This is a genomic window from Chryseobacterium taklimakanense, assembly GCF_900187185.1.
Classification (GTDB): domain Bacteria; phylum Bacteroidota; class Bacteroidia; order Flavobacteriales; family Weeksellaceae; genus Planobacterium; species Planobacterium taklimakanense.
In genome coordinates, this window is the sequence record NZ_LT906465.1 from 1,596,933 (window position 1) to 1,610,233 (window position 13,301).

Sequence of the window (13,301 nt, forward strand, 5' to 3'; positions counted from 1 at the left end):
TTACAAAATTATGGAAAAAGAAAAGAGCAGGAATTCCTGCTCTTTGGGGATATTATTTTTTATCAAATGCTTCGAAACTCATTATTAACGGCAGCTTAAACATATACTTGACCGGTTTTCCATCTTTTAAGGCCGGTTCCCATTTTACAGTGGTATTTGCTGCCTTTGTTGCGAGCAAAGCTTCTTTATTAAATATTGAATTTTCACCTTCCGCTGTGAAATTTGATGTATTGCCATTTTCATCAATAACAAAATATACTGTGGCTTTCAATAAGCCTTCATTGCCTTTCATTTTTGATACATCGAAGTTGTTTGCAACTTTTGCTCTCATTGAATTAATTCCGCCCGGATACATTGGCAGTTTATCAACTTCGCTTTGTGCTTCTCTCAAAGATTTTTCTTCTTTTGGATTGAGCGAAAGAGGTGGCGGCGGTGGATTTTCAGCAACCGGTGATTTTTCACTATCCATTTCTTCTTTTGGCGGCGGCGGTGGAATTGATCTGTCTGCAGATTGTTTTGGTTTTACCGTATCTGCATTCGCACTGAGAATTGTTCCGCTTTCTACAGATTTATTTAATTCTTTTTCAAAATTTTTAATTTTTGCTTGTGGAACTTCATGCCCACCTTTTACATTTTTTGAGGAATTTTCTTCTTTCTGTGCGGGAACCTTCTCCACAAACACAAAGAACAGTCCTGCTGCGAGCGGCAATGTAAGCCACGAATAAAATTTAGATTTTTTGTTATTAGGTGTTGTCATCATTTTAATTCTTTTTTTGGTGTTACTTAAATTGAACTGGTTTGTAAATAATATTCTTTCAGAAATAAGTTCCGTTAAAAGAAGTTGCTGGTAAGACCTGATGTTGCCATCGTATTTCAGTACGTGTTCGTCTGCCAGAAATTCGTGGTTGGTTAGCATTGCTTTTTTGTAAAAGTAAAATGCCGGATTAAACCAAAATACCGTCAGTAAAAATTCAATCAACACTACATCGAAACTGTGTTTCTGGTTTAGATGAAGTTCCTCGTGACGGATGATTTTTTCATCAATTTTTCCGTCTTCAAAATCTTTCCGGTTGAGGAAAATATAGTTCCAGAAACTGTGAGCGGTTAATTTTTCTTCCTGCAAAACCAATGTGTAGTTTTCCTTTTTGATTTTCTTACCCGAAGCGATTTCTTTTCTTAAAGCATTTAAACTGATTAAAAACCTCACCAGAAGAATCGTTGTCACTAAAATATAAACGCCGTAAATAATATTTTCGAATGTAAAAATGGATTGCTCTGCAACAATCGGCGTCATCGCTTCACCCTGACTTTCAATAAAAATTAATTTTTCACTTACTTCTTTTTCAACTCCGTAAGTTATTGACATAAAAGGAATAAGCATTGAAAACAAAATACTCGACAAAAGATAAAATCTTTTAAAATGATGAGATTTCTGCCGTTCCAAAATCAGATAATAAAATCCAATCAAAATGAAGGAACATAAAATCATTTTCAATAAATAAGTTTCCATCACTTTTGCTTTTTCTCGATTTCGCTTTCTATAATTTTCTTGATTTCAAGCAGATCTTTCTCGCTCAATTTGGCATTGGCGGTAAAGAACGACGCAAACTGCGTTACCGAATTGTTAAAGAATTTACCAATCATTCCGTTCATTTCCTTCGTGAAATATTTTCCCTTTTCGACCATCGGGAAGTATTCACGGGAATTACCGAAAGTTTTGTAACCCACCATATTTTTATTCTGCATTCTTTTGAGCAGTGTTGCTATGGTTGTGGTTGCGGGTTTCGGTTCCGGATAAGCCTCAATAACGTCTTTCATAAAGGCTTTTTCCTTTTCCCAAAGGATTTCCATCAGTTCTTTTTCAGCATCGGTTAACTTTTCCATTTCTACAAAAATATTATTTACTCTACAAATGTAGAATTAATTTTTGAATATGCAAGTTTTTAAACAAAAAAACTTCAGAAAATTTCTGAAGTTTTTGAATATTGTGTTAGAGTTGATTAGTTTCTCTTTCTTTTCAGGTAATCGTTGATGTCATCGATATGCAATCCACTGGTGTTTTTCTCCTGAGAGATAACTTTCTGCGTTGTTTCTACAAACGGCACCGCCATTCTGGAAACCGGCTGGCCGGTAATTAATTCCAGCGCTCTTTTAAGTTCAGGATCTGTCGTTGCTCCGAATTCTTTCACATTACCGATCCACTGGTAAGGATGTACTCTGTTTCCGGATTTCGGTAATATTCCTTCCTCTACCGTTCCGTCTGCATATGTTACGGTCGGATGCGGATCTTTGGCACTGTTATAATACTTGAAAGTAATTGGCTGAAGCTTCCAGTTATGAGATGTATTTCGCTTCTCGTACGAAACCCAGTTGTCGTTTGGTGAATCATACAGCGTATGTGAACCTACAAATTTACCAACTGTTACATAGCCAATGGTTTCAACAGGGATAATCTTATTCAAAGCAATAACCGTCAGCTCACTCGCCGAAGCGGTTTGATAAGAAACCAAAACATAAACTTTTGGCAAGGCAACGGTATTGATCGGCTGGCTTCCAGTTTTTTCCGGATGGCCGTTTACTACATTATAAATATCAATATTTGGTAAAAGCGGATCATAGCCGCTCCAGTTCGGGTGTTTGCTGTTGTACTCCAGATACACATAATTGCTGGATGTATTTCCGCTGATCATGGTTGCTAAGCCGCTGGCAGAAGTAAGCGAACCACCACCATTGTACCGGAGGTCAAGGATAAGATCGGTGATTCCGTCAGCTTTCATTTTTGCAAATTGCACATTCAGTTCATCATTATAATCGATTTTAAACCCGTTGTAAACCAAGTAACCGATTTTTTTGCCGCCCATTTCAAAAACTTTGTAGAATGCAATGGGGTTTTCATCTATATTTGTTTTTACGATTGGGATGTTCTCATTCTTGTCGGTTGTGGTCACCACATACGCATTGCCTATAACAGCGCTGGTCGCCGTCTCAGCTCTGGTAATTGTAAATGAATCACCGAATAAGCCGCCATAATTGGTTTGCGTTAAATAAGTTCCGTTTATTTTGGTAATAACATCTCCTCTTTTCACTCCCGCAATTGCTGCTGAAGAACCCGGAACAACGTAATTTACAAGCGCTACATAGTTAGCAGAACCGCCTCCTTTCGGGAAAAGCGACAGTTCTAAACCTGTAATGCTCTCAACTTCCGCTGTTCTGGCGCTCGCTTCAATGATTTTATTATTGTTTTCGATCCAGGAAAAACGGTCGGTTTTACCATATTCGTAGAGTAAACTTCCATAAAAAAGTTTGTCCGGCGTTTTTCCGTTTAGCAGTGCGGCATATTTAGCTGCATCATTCTTGTAGGAATCTGCCAGAGTCGGAACATTCGCCTGCCAGTAATACCAGGAGTTCATCGCTTTCCACACGAATTCGTTTACCGGATCAACGGTGGTTGCCGGAGGTGTTGGTGTTGGCTCCGGCGCAGGATCTTCACTGCGGCAGGATGTAGCCAGTGCAAGCGAGCCTAGAGCTGCTGCAAATAAATATTTTTTAATGTTCATATCCTATAAAAATTTTTAAGTGCATAAAATTATAAAACTAATATTATAATCAAAGTTTATTTGAGGTTAATATTTCATTTTACAGCACTTATTATAGATAAATAAATCAGATAAAAGTTAAAGCCGATTTATATCAAACGTCCAGTTGTAAATACAAACTAAAAAATTAATTCGTTAACTTTAAAAACCAAAATATAAAAAGTATGAAAAATATTATTGCAGCAGCAGCCATTTTGTGCCTCACAGCATGTAAGAATGGCAACCCAACCAATTCCGAAAACGGCGCGCCGACAAATTCAGTTTCAAATAAAAATCCAGAGACCGGCACTCCTAATACGGAAATTAAACCGGCATTCGAGGGACAAACAAGAATTAAAGGAATAAAAACCTCAACCCCTTACGAGGCTTCTGTTATTGCAGAAAACCTTGGCCGCCCGTGGGGAATTACAGATTTTCCCGGTGGAAAATTCCTGGTTACCGAAAAATCCGGCTTTCTGTATCTTATTTCTAATGACGGGAAAACAGTTACCAAAATCACGGGAATCCCAAAAGTCGATGACGGTGGACAGGGCGGGCTCTTAGATGTTGCGCTGGATCCGGATTTTACTTCTAACCGAATGATATTTTGGAGCTTCTCCGAACCTTACGCTGGCGGAAATCATACGGCTGTAGCAAAAGGGAAACTTTCCGCTGACGAAAAAATCATAGAAAACCCGCAGGTCATCTTCAGGGCCACGCCAACTTATGACGGAAAACTGCACTACGGGAGCCGTCTCGCATTTGACAAAGAAGGATATCTTTTTGTAAGCACCGGCGAACGGTCCGATCTGGCAACAAGACCGTTAGCACAGGATCAAACCACATATCTTGGGAAAATCGTGAAGATAACAAAAGACGGCAAACCCGCACCGGGAAATCCGCAAATCGCAGGCTGGAAACCTGAAATTTATTCGACAGGACACCGGAATCCACAGGGCACTGCCATTCATCCGGTAACGGGCGAACTTTGGGAAGCTGAAATGGGACCGCGGGGTGGTGACGAAATCAACCTCATAAAACCCGGAAAAAATTACGGCTGGCCAACCATAACTTACGGTGAAGAATACAGCGGCGTAAAAGTTGGAGAGGGAATCGGACAAAAAGCAGGATTGGAACAGCCCATCTACTATTGGGATCCATCAGTCTCCATGAGTGGAATTGATTTTTACAAAGGAAATATACCGGAATGGAAAAACAACCTGATGATCGGCTGCCTCAGCGGACAAAAAATAATCAGACTGATGATTGAAAATAATAAAGTTGTAGGCGAAGAATGGCTTTTAACCGATAAAAACGAAAGGTTCCGGGATGTACTTAGTGCAGCAGACGGCAATCTCTACGCGATTACTGACAGCGGAAAACTCTTTAAAATCGCTCAAAAATAATATGTGTAAATTTGCCGGGTAAAATTTAAAAATAGAATTATGGAAAAAAGTATTGTTGGCATTTGCGTTTGCAGCATTCGGACTGGCCAGCGCGCAAAACGACGCTTTCAGTGGTAAAGGTGACGCAAGAGTAAATGTTGGTGCAAACTTCCAAAAAGGTGGTACAGGTATTCAAACATCTTTGGATTACGGTTTAGGCGAAAGCTTTTCTATCGGTGCTCAGGCTGGGTATCTTTTAGGTGTTAAAGAATATGATGGCGAAAAACCATCCGGAACTCACCGCTTTGATGCAAAAGCGAGATTGAGTGCACACCTTGGCGATGTTTTGGGATTACCGGAAAACTTTGACATCTATCCTGGACTGAACTTAGGTTTGAAGAATTTCGGCGGCCACGTAGGTTCAAGAGTATTTTTCGATAAAGGTTTCGGACTTTTCGCAGAGGCACAGTTTCCAATCGCGAAATTCAACACGGAAGCTTCTTCTTACAGATTGCTGAACAACCAGTTTGCATTTGCTGTTGGTGCTTCTTTCGACCTTACTAAATAAGTTGAAATTTAGTTCAAAATAAAATCCCGGATTAATCTGGACTGCCCCCAAAAAGTTAGACACTTTTTAGGGGCATTTTTTATGGGGAAAAGTAAATATTCAGCAGACTTTAAATTAAAAGCTATAAAGAGATATCACAAAGGTGACATTGGAACAGACGATTTAGGAAAACGCATTGGAGTTTGTGGTTCATTGGTTCGTAAATGGATAAAATTTTATGAACTTTATGGAGTTTCAGGACTTGTTCGGCTTTCCAATAGGCATTACACAAAAGATTTTAAATTAAAGATTTTATCAGTAATTGAGAAAGAGAATTTAAGTTTAAAAGAAGCGTCGAGAAGGTTTAATATTCCTGCGGAGTCCAGTATTCTTAGTTGGCAGCGTAATTACAAAAAAAATGGTATTTTAGGTTTAGAAAACAGACCCAGGGGAAGACCTAAAACCATGAGTAATTACAAGCGAAAAAAAAAGAAAACAGGCAAACCCTTAACAAGGGAGGAAGAACTGTTGGAGAGGATTTATTATTTAGAAGCCGAGAACGCCATTTTAAAAAAGTTAGACGCCTTAATTCAGGAAAGGAAAAATCCAAAGCCATCGAAGAGTTAAGGCAGGACTTTGATTTAGCAGTACTGCTGGATTGTACATCGATGGCAAGAAGCAGTTTTTATTACTATCAAAAACGCTTTCAAATGAAAGATAAATATGCGGAAATAAAAGAAATGATTAAGCAGATTTATCATCGTCACAAAGGAAGGTTGGGCTATAGAAGAATTACTTTGCTTTTGAAAGAAAAAGGAATTTTGATTAATCACAAAACTGTTTTACGACTTATGAAAATATTAGGTTTAAAGAGTATTATCCGAGTGAAGAAATATAAATCTTACAAGGGAGAGCAAGGGAAAATTGCGCCCAATGTTCTACAGAGGAATTTCAAATCGGACGCTCCTAATCAGAAATGGGCAACCGATGTTACAGAGTTTAATGTATCGGGTAATAAACTTTACCTATCTCCAATCATCGATCTATTTAATGGTGAAATTGTCAGTTTTGACCTATCTGAAAGACCTGTGTTCAGCCAAATCATCAGGATGCTAAAGAAATCATTCAGAAAAGTAAAATCTACACAAAACATCATTCTACATTCTGATCAAGGTTGGCAGTATCAAATGAAACATTACCAAAACTTGTTAAAAGAAAAAGGCATTATTCAAAGTATGTCCAGAAAAGGAAACTGTTTGGACAATGCGGTGATAGAGAACTTTTTTGGAACAATAAAATCAGAAATGTTTTATACCAGAAAGTTTGGTTCCATTCAGGAACTTAAGATGGAAATAGTGAAGTACATTCACTATTACAACAATGATAGAATAAGACTCAATCTCAAAGGAAAGAGTCCGGTACAGTACCGAACTCTTTCCTTTGAGAATATTGTTTAATTTTGTCTAAACTTTTGGGTGCAGTCTAATCTCGGGATTTTTTTATGATTTTTCAGATTTCTTTACGCCGTGGAAGTCCTTAAGATAGAAAGGTTCAAAATAGGCCACATCTTCAAAATCTTTATTATTAAATTTTTCTGCAGCCTTTTTAATTAAATATTGTGCCGAAGGAAATATATCTTCCTTGTACTCCGCATTTTCTAATTTTAAAATTTCTTTGGCTTTTGTGCAGCCGTCTCCAACAAACAAAATTTTCTTGCCGGAATATTGCTGAAACGAACTTTCATCCAAAATAAGATTATCGGTTTTGGAAAGTTCCTGTCCGATTTTTCCGTCATAAACTGCAGTGTAAACCTCCATTCGCCGGGCATCAATTAAAGGAATAATTAATTCAAATCCCTGGTCCACAAACGGCTCCACCATGGTCTCCATAGAATTTATTGCAATCAAAGGAACATTTAACCCAAAGCAAAATCCTTTAGCCGCCGAAGCGCCGATCCGTAATCCGGTGTAGGAACCCGGACCTTTCCCCAATGAAACCGCATCAATGTCCTTCAAACTGATTTCAGCACCTTCAAAAGCCCATTCAACAAACGTGTGCAGGCTTTCGCTCTGCTTATAATTTTCCGAAACTTCTTCGCAAAGACAAAGCAGTTTTTCACCATCAGAAATGGCGACCGAGCAGTTTTTTGAAGAGGTTTCCAGGTGTAAGATTTTCATCCTGCAAAATTACAGATTTCTGTGGATAGTCCGCGGCTCGCTCTGCGCACTGGGATAGATAGTCAAATCTGAAATGGAAACATGTTTTGGGGCATTCACGCAATAACCGATGGCATCAGCGATGTCATCTGGTTTCAGCGCTTCATAACCGGCGTAAACGGTTGCTGCGCGTTCTTTATCACCTTTAAACCTGATTTCAGAAAACTCCGTTTCCACTGCTCCAGGCTGTATGTTGGTCACTTTTATCCCAAATTCTGTCAGTTCCAGCCGCATACCTTCAGAAATCACATCAACTGCACGTTTTGAGGCGCAATAAACTACGCCGTTCGCATAGGTTTGCCTTGCCGCGACCGACGAGATATTCACTATATGGCCACTTTTCCTGTCTTTCATTCCCGGAATCAGGAATTTTGAAACATAGAGCAAACCTTTCACATTGCCGTCCATCATCGCGTCCCAGTCTGCGAAGCTGCCGTCACACACCGGTTCCAGCCCATGGGCATTTCCGGCATTATTGATCAGGACATCGATGCTTTTGAAACCTTCAGGTAGAGAATTAATGGCGTTTTCAACCTCATCGGCATTTCTCACATCAAATTTTAGGGTATGAACTTCATTTGTTCCGGAAAAACGCTCCTTTAACTCTGCGAGTTTGTCTTCTCTTCTTCCGCAAAGGATCAGTCTGTTTCCCTGTTTTGCAAACAATTCTGCGCAGGCTTTCCCAATTCCGGAAGTTGCGCCGGTGATGAATATCGTTTTCATTTTTGGTAAATGATTTGGTAAATAAAAAATCGCCAAATCTGATTTTGCAACCATAAATTTAGCGATTAAATTCTTAAAATATATTGTTTTATTTTATTTCTGAAACAATATTCACAGCTTCTTTCAGATAGATATCGCGCTGAAGATTCTTAATCCAGTTTTCAGATTTCTTCTTGAAAGCTTCGTCTGTTTTTTCCCTTGCCAGTTCATCGGTATAGCGCACGAATTTCAGTCCGTTTTCAAATTTGTTGAGAGATTCAAATTTCTTGATCTGCTCTTTTCGGTGTTTCATTAGCTCGTTGAATTTGGTTTGGTTAAGGGTTATCGTTTCCTCCTTATCCAAATCTTCTTTCCATTTCGCAGATTCCTGAAGCAATTGGTAAGCTTTGTTTACTTCCAGTCTTGCAGCACTGTTTTTCTGCAGCTTTGCAATATCAAATGACGTAAGCCTATTGAATTTCGCGGGAGCAATTTTGTCCCAAGCCAGCGCATACTCGTCGAACCTTTCACCGATTTCTGAATGGGTGAAATAATCGTTCATTTTAATGTCAGATTCAATACCTTTTCTTTGTGTGGATTCGCCGGTTACTCTGTAAAACTTCTGAATGGTCAGCTTCAATGCACCAAAATCATCATTGGAACTTAAAAACCTGTTCAAATCTACAAAAGTCTGCACAGTTCCTTTACCAAAGGACTGAGGCGAACCGATGACAACACCACGGCCATAATCCTGAATCACGCCGGCTAAAATCTCAGACGCTGATGCTGATAGTTCGTTCTGCATAATCACCAGTGGACCGGTCCATATGGGTGCGTTGGTCTTGCTTCTCAAGGTCTGGATTTTTCCGTTGCCTTCTTTCACCTGAACATAAGGGCCTTCATTCATGAAAAGTCCCATGATGTCGCCAACTTCCGTAAGCGAACCGCCACCGTTGTTCCTTAAATCCAGGATAATTCCTGAAATGCCCTGGGCTTTCAGTTTGATAATTTCATTTTTAATATCATCGGAAGCATTTCTTCCTTTAGCGTCTTCAAAATCAGCGTTGAAGCCCGGCAGGTTGATGAATCCATATTTCTTTCCGTTTGGTGCATTTATGATAATACTTCTTGCGAAAGTATCTTCAATGGCAACTTCCTCACGGATCATCGTAACTTCACGGATTGTTTTGTCTTTTTTCTCTACGGTTAAAGTTACTTTTGTTCCTTTTTCACCGCGGATAAGCCTTACAGCTTCATCGGAAAGCATTCCCACAACATTCACCGGCTCCTCATTCGGTTTGCTGCGGACTTTCAAAATTTTATCGCCTTCGTTAAGCTGTTTCGATTTCCAGGCAGGAGCGCCTATTGTAAGCGGACCTAAATAAAGGTACCCCTTTTTCTCCTGGATCAAAGCACCGATACCGATAATTTTTCCCTTGAATTGAGAATCAAATTCATCTTTATCTTTTGGTGAGAAATAGCTCGTGTGCGGATCAAAGACTTCAGTATAAGCATTCATATAAACCGTGAACCAGTCCATTTTCTTCCTCTTCTTGATACGCTTAAACGATTCAGTTACAAGGTCTTTCACCTCATTTGTTGCCTTTAGCCTTTTCTGTTCCGGTGTCAAAATCTCAACTTTGATCGTGTCTTTTAGATTATGTTTCTGTACAGAATCTTTTTTCTTTTTCTGGGTTTCTTCACGCGCATTCAGGGTTTCAATTTCCTGAAGGATGTTGTATTTAATGAACTTCTTCCATTCATTGTACTGCTCCTGTTCTGTAGCCGGGAACTTTTTCTTTTTTGGCTCAAGGATTATGGTTTCGTCCTCATCAAGATTTATGGGCTTGCTTAAAATGTCCTTAGTTGCCTTGTCGATCTTGTCTATCCGGTCGAATAATCTGTTGTAGGTGAGGTTATAAAATACCAGGTCGCCTTTGTTGATATAATCATCAAGTTTTGTCTTATGCTTTGCAAATTCATCAATGTCCGACTGCAGGAAATACCTTTTTGCAGGATCGATCATCTCCAGATATTTATCATAAACATTCTGTGAATAGGCGTCATTGATGGGTTTTGGGCTGTAGTGAAGATAGCTTAAAGTGTTTTTTACACTTACCATAATCGTCTGCATTTTCTCATCATCATTTTTAGGAGAATTGAAACAGAAAATTAGTGTAGTAAGCGGCAGAAAAAGTAGAAGTGTATTAAGTTTAAATTTTTTGAACATATGCTCTGAAAATAGTTTAATTAATTGGTTGTAAAAAGCCCTGATTTTGTTACAAAAGGCACTACAAAGGATCAAATTTAATACCTTATTTACAAAAAGCCGGTTATTTTTTAATTATTTTTGTTGAAAAAGATTATAAAAGATGCAAAAACCACTGATATTAGTGACTAATGACGACGGAATTACAGCACCGGGAATAAGGAATTTAGTTGAATTTATGAATGAAATCGGCGAGGTGGTCGTGGTAGCGCCCAACTCACCTCAGAGCGGGAAAGGCCACGCCATTACCATCAATTCCACCTTAACTTTTGAAGAAATTTCTCTGGACGGCCCACAAACCGACTACTCGCTCAGCGGTACGCCTGTGGACTGTGTAAAATTCGCCCTCGATAAAATATTGGATAGAAAGCCAAATATCGTAGTGTCCGGCATTAACCACGGCGCAAATTCATCAATCAATGTAATTTACTCCGGAACCATGTCAGCAGCTGTGGAAGCTGGTGTTGAAGGGTTGCAGGCAATCGGTTTTTCACTGCTAGATTTTTCATGGGATGCAGATTTTTCTCAAGCTAAGGAATATATTCAGCAGATCGTCCTTAAAACCTTGGAAAACCCTTTGCCAAAAGGCGTTGTGCTGAACGTCAATATTCCAAAACTAAAAAAAGAAGAAATAAAAGGCGTGAAAGTTTGCCGCCAGGCCAATGCAAAATGGGAAGAAAGTTTTGATGAAAGAACCAACCCACACGGCAAAAAATATTATTGGCTTACCGGCTATTTCAACAATATGGATGATGGCAAAGATGCGGACGAGACCGCACTTGGCGAAGGTTACATTTCTGTGGTTCCTGTGAAGTTTGACCTTACGGCACATGAACATTTGGAGAACATAGGAAAGGTATTGAATACTTAATAAGAAAAGTCTTCTTTGGAAGGCTTTTTTTACGGAATAAAATTTGAATTTCTCCTCAAAACAGATGTATGGACGAAATCCTGGCAAAAATTACTGATTTTGGCGATCAGGCACATGGCGAACAGCTCCGGAAATACGCGCCGGACCGTTATATGGTTCACCCCGTGCGTGTAATGCAAAAACTAAAAAGTTATACCGACGATATCACGATTCTTGCGGCGGCCCTGCTTCACGATGTTCTGGAAGACACCCCGGTAACGCGCTCCGAAATGCAGGATTTTCTGGAAACTCTGCTCACTGCACAGCAGGCGGAACGCACTGCAGAACTTGTGGTAGAACTGTCTGACGTGTTTGTAAAAAAAGACTTCCCAAACCTGAACAGACGAACCAGAAAAAGCAAAGAACTTGCAAGGCTGGAGAAAACGTCTGCAGACTCGCAAACCATAAAATACTCTGATATTCTGGACAACAGCCTCGAAATCTCCGATCAGGACCCGCAGTTTGCACGCGTTTATTTAAGCGAAGTAAGCTTGGTTCTGAAGAAACTTGACAAAGGAAACCCTGAACTTCGGAAAGAAGCAATAAAAGCGGTAGAGCAGAGCCTTCAAAAAATTAAAAGAAGGTAAAACATCAAAAATTTTTCTTTATTTTTAATTATAAATATCAATAGTATGCGCATAGAAAACGATATAAAACTTGGCTTTAAAGACGTAATGTTCCGCCCAAAAAGATCAACGCTAAAGTCCCGTTCGGAGGTGAATCTTGAAAGGGAATTCACCTTCCTCCACACGCAAAAAAAATGGAAAGGAGTGCCCGTGATCGCTGCAAATATGGATACCGTGGGAACTTTTGAAATGGCGGTCGCCTTAGCAAAAGATAGAATAATTACCGCGGTTCATAAGCATTACACGATCGGGGAATGGACTGATTTTCTGAAAGATAAGCCCGACGAATTATATAATTATATCGCTTTAAGCACCGGAACAGGAAAGGCGGATGAAGAAAAGATAAAAAAAATTTGTGAACTCCATCCTAAAATTCAGTTTCTCTGCATTGACGTGGCAAACGGATATTCCGAGCATTTTGTATCGTTTGTGAAGCAGGCGCGGCAAAATTTTCCCGATAAAATAATAATAGCCGGAAACGTGGTGACCGGCGAAATGGTGGAAGAACTGCTTTTGGCCGGCGCAGATATTATTAAGGTCGGCATTGGTCCCGGTTCCGTGTGTACTACCCGTGTAAAAACCGGTGTCGGTTATCCGCAACTTTCCGCAATTATTGAATGTGCCGATGCAGCGCACGGTTTGAAAGGCCACATCATCGGAGACGGCGGCTGTAAAGTACCGGGAGATGTGGCAAAGGCGTTCGGTGGCGGTGCAGATTTTGTGATGCTCGGCGGAATGTTTGCCGGACACGACGAGAGCGGCGGCGAAATGATGGAAGAAAACGGAAAAAAATACCGACTTTTCTACGGCATGAGTTCCAAAACCGCGATGGACAAACATTCTGGTGGCGTTGCTGAATACCGTGCTTCCGAGGGAAAAACAGTGAAAGTTCCGTATAAAGGTCCGGTTTCAGAAACGGTAAAAGATATTTTGGGCGGCGTACGCTCAACCTGCACGTATGTAGGCGCTTCGGAATTAAGAGAACTGTCAAAAAGGACGACTTTTATCCGTGTTCAGGAGCAGGAAAATCAGATTTTTAAAGATTAGCAGCTGCCACTGCTGCACTGAATT

General features: G+C 39.9%; 12 protein-coding genes. 6 read left to right on the forward strand and 6 right to left on the reverse strand.

The window, feature by feature from the left end:
- Window positions 1–52: 52 nt before the first annotated feature.
- From CKV81_RS07580 to CKV81_RS07590, 3 genes are all read right to left on the reverse strand, one after another.
- Complete coding sequence (locus tag CKV81_RS07580) at window positions 53–1,366, reverse strand: M56 family metallopeptidase (RefSeq protein ID WP_157727389.1); 1,314 nt, start codon at window positions 1,364–1,366, stop codon at window positions 53–55.
- Window positions 1,367–1,509: 143 nt separating this feature from the next.
- Window positions 1,510–1,884, reverse strand: a complete 375-nt coding sequence (locus tag CKV81_RS07585) for a BlaI/MecI/CopY family transcriptional regulator (protein ID WP_095072029.1) — start codon at window positions 1,882–1,884, stop codon at window positions 1,510–1,512.
- Window positions 1,885–2,000: 116 nt separating this feature from the next.
- On the reverse strand, window positions 2,001–3,557 hold the full coding sequence (locus tag CKV81_RS07590; RefSeq protein ID WP_095072030.1) for a S41 family peptidase: 1,557 nt from the start codon (window positions 3,555–3,557) through the stop codon (window positions 2,001–2,003).
- A 203-nt stretch (window positions 3,558–3,760) separates the two neighbouring features.
- Between CKV81_RS07590 and CKV81_RS07595 the strand changes: the two genes are divergently transcribed.
- The 3 genes from CKV81_RS07595 (at window position 3,761) to CKV81_RS07605 (ending at window position 6,964) form a co-directional block, all read left to right on the forward strand.
- A complete protein-coding gene (locus CKV81_RS07595; protein WP_095072032.1) occupies window positions 3,761–4,981 on the forward strand; it encodes a PQQ-dependent sugar dehydrogenase in 1,221 nt (406 codons plus the stop codon).
- 55 nt (window positions 4,982–5,036) lie between these two features.
- Window positions 5,037–5,528 (forward strand): DUF6646 family protein, encoded by a 492-nt coding sequence (locus CKV81_RS07600; protein WP_258453902.1) that lies wholly within the window; start codon window positions 5,037–5,039, stop codon window positions 5,526–5,528.
- Between the two features lie 81 nt (window positions 5,529–5,609).
- Window positions 5,610–6,964, forward strand: a protein-coding gene (locus CKV81_RS07605) for an IS3 family transposase (RefSeq protein WP_095071642.1) whose coding sequence is annotated in 2 segments (ribosomal slippage) — window positions 5,610–6,084 and window positions 6,084–6,964 — 1,356 coding nt in all. Because the reading frame shifts where the segments join, the coding sequence is not laid out codon by codon here.
- 42 nt (window positions 6,965–7,006) lie between these two features.
- Here the strand turns inward: CKV81_RS07605 and tsaB are convergent.
- From tsaB to CKV81_RS07620, 3 genes are all read right to left on the reverse strand, one after another.
- Window positions 7,007–7,684, reverse strand: coding sequence for a tRNA (adenosine(37)-N6)-threonylcarbamoyltransferase complex dimerization subunit type 1 TsaB (tsaB, locus tag CKV81_RS07610; protein ID WP_095072036.1), 678 nt, complete (start codon window positions 7,682–7,684; stop codon window positions 7,007–7,009).
- Window positions 7,685–7,693: 9 nt separating this feature from the next.
- Window positions 7,694–8,446: an SDR family NAD(P)-dependent oxidoreductase gene (locus CKV81_RS07615; RefSeq protein WP_095074362.1), complete on the reverse strand. Its 753-nt coding sequence runs from the start codon at window positions 8,444–8,446 to the stop codon at window positions 7,694–7,696.
- Window positions 8,447–8,534: 88 nt separating this feature from the next.
- Window positions 8,535–10,655 (reverse strand): carboxy terminal-processing peptidase, encoded by a 2,121-nt coding sequence (locus CKV81_RS07620; protein ID WP_095072039.1) that lies wholly within the window; start codon window positions 10,653–10,655, stop codon window positions 8,535–8,537.
- A gap of 142 nt (window positions 10,656–10,797) precedes the next feature.
- Here CKV81_RS07620 and surE point away from each other — a divergent pair, with 142 nt between their 5' ends.
- The 3 genes from surE to CKV81_RS07635 all read left to right on the forward strand — a co-directional run bounded on the left by surE (window position 10,798) and on the right by CKV81_RS07635 (window position 13,277).
- On the forward strand, window positions 10,798–11,565 hold the full coding sequence (surE, locus tag CKV81_RS07625; protein ID WP_095072041.1) for a 5'/3'-nucleotidase SurE: 768 nt from the start codon (window positions 10,798–10,800) through the stop codon (window positions 11,563–11,565).
- Between the two features lie 68 nt (window positions 11,566–11,633).
- Complete coding sequence (locus CKV81_RS07630) at window positions 11,634–12,191, forward strand: HD domain-containing protein (protein WP_095072043.1); 558 nt, start codon at window positions 11,634–11,636, stop codon at window positions 12,189–12,191.
- A 45-nt stretch (window positions 12,192–12,236) separates the two neighbouring features.
- Complete coding sequence (locus tag CKV81_RS07635; RefSeq protein WP_095072045.1) at window positions 12,237–13,277, forward strand: GMP reductase; 1,041 nt, start codon at window positions 12,237–12,239, stop codon at window positions 13,275–13,277.
- The last annotated feature ends 24 nt before the right edge of the window (window positions 13,278–13,301 follow it).

Bases quoted from the DNA above. Each gene is read 5' to 3' on its own strand.
- CKV81_RS07630 (WP_095072043.1), top strand. From the start codon at position 11,634: ATGGACGAAATCCTGGCAAAAATTACTGATTTTGGCGATCAGGCACAT.
- CKV81_RS07620 (WP_095072039.1), bottom strand. From the start codon at position 10,655: ATGTTCAAAAAATTTAAACTTAATACACTTCTACTTTTTCTGCCGCTT.
- CKV81_RS07590 (WP_095072030.1), bottom strand. From the start codon at position 3,557: ATGAACATTAAAAAATATTTATTTGCAGCAGCTCTAGGCTCGCTTGCA.
- CKV81_RS07585 (WP_095072029.1), bottom strand. From the start codon at position 1,884: ATGGAAAAGTTAACCGATGCTGAAAAAGAACTGATGGAAATCCTTTGG.
- CKV81_RS07615 (WP_095074362.1), bottom strand. From the start codon at position 8,446: ATGAAAACGATATTCATCACCGGCGCAACTTCCGGAATTGGGAAAGCC.
- CKV81_RS07635 (WP_095072045.1), top strand. From the start codon at position 12,237: ATGCGCATAGAAAACGATATAAAACTTGGCTTTAAAGACGTAATGTTC.
- surE (WP_095072041.1), top strand. From the start codon at position 10,798: ATGCAAAAACCACTGATATTAGTGACTAATGACGACGGAATTACAGCA.
- CKV81_RS07580 (WP_157727389.1), bottom strand. From the start codon at position 1,366: ATGTCAATAACTTACGGAGTTGAAAAAGAAGTAAGTGAAAAATTAATT.
- CKV81_RS07595 (WP_095072032.1), top strand. From the start codon at position 3,761: ATGAAAAATATTATTGCAGCAGCAGCCATTTTGTGCCTCACAGCATGT.
- tsaB (WP_095072036.1), bottom strand. From the start codon at position 7,684: ATGAAAATCTTACACCTGGAAACCTCTTCAAAAAACTGCTCGGTCGCC.